At 37.3% G+C, this 944-nt stretch carries 1 protein-coding gene; it reads left to right on the top strand.

Annotated features, from left to right (window positions below; genetic code table 11):
- Positions 1–9: 9 nt before the first annotated feature.
- On the top strand, positions 10–828 hold the full coding sequence (locus ACFIO3_RS14085) for a DNA adenine methylase (RefSeq protein ID WP_375608210.1): 819 nt from the start codon (positions 10–12) through the stop codon (positions 826–828).
- Positions 829–944 lie beyond the last annotated feature (116 nt).

Here is a 944-nt window from a genome sequence, read left to right as displayed (position 1 = left end):
TAAAAAATAATGGATATACTTCATAAGGAAAAATTAAAATCTGTTGAACCTATTTCACCAGCTGCTGCTTATATTGGGGGCAAAAGAAGATTAGCCAAAACCATTGTCAAAATCATTGAAGATATTCCACATAGCATTTATGCCGAGCCTTTCGTTGCTATGGGTGGAATATTCTTTAGACGGAAACTGATACCATCTACTGAAATTATCAATGATTTTTCAGGAGATGTGGTGAATTTTTTTCGGGTGTTACAACGCCATTATCACCCTTTTATAGAACTGTTAGCGTTTCAAATAAGCAGCCGTGAGACATTTGAACGCTTACAGACACAAAATCCAGAAACGCTTACGGATTTAGAACGGGCTTTGCGGTTTTTATATTTGCAGCGTTTAAGTTTTAGTGGGAAAGTAGCAGAGCGTACGTTTAGAGTTGAGACAGACCGTAGTGCACGGTTTAATCCCTTCAAACTTGAAGGTGTATTAAAGCTTATTTACCGCCGTTTAGCGAGAGTTATCATTGAACATTTAGATTGGTCTGATTTTATTGTGCGTTATGACCGGCCAAATACCTTGTTTTATCTTGATCCACCTTATTTTGGTGTTGAGGATTATTATGGCAAGGACTTGTTTAAGCGGGAGGATTACCAGACGATGTCTATGCTGCTTGCACAATTAAAGGGGAAGTTTCTTCTCTCTCTCAATGATGTGCCAGAGATTCGAAAAATCTTCAGTCAATTCCATATAAAAGAGGTGAGAACAATTTATTCCTGTAATTTGTCAAATAATGCGATTCCGGCAAAGGAACTCATCATTACCAATTGTGATTAGGAAAAGAGAAAACGATTCACGAAAGGGGCTTTAAATGACCTTTGAAAGGCCTTTGAAGACCCTTTGAGAACACCTTTAAAACTCTTTGAAAAAAAATGAATTGGTACAAAACCTAG

The organism is Bartonella sp. AD328YNZD (assembly GCF_042196425.1).
This window is presented reverse-complemented; position numbering and strand designations above follow the sequence as displayed.

Bases quoted from the DNA above. Each gene is read 5' to 3' on its own strand.
- ACFIO3_RS14085 (WP_375608210.1), top strand. From the start codon at position 10: ATGGATATACTTCATAAGGAAAAATTAAAATCTGTTGAACCTATTTCA.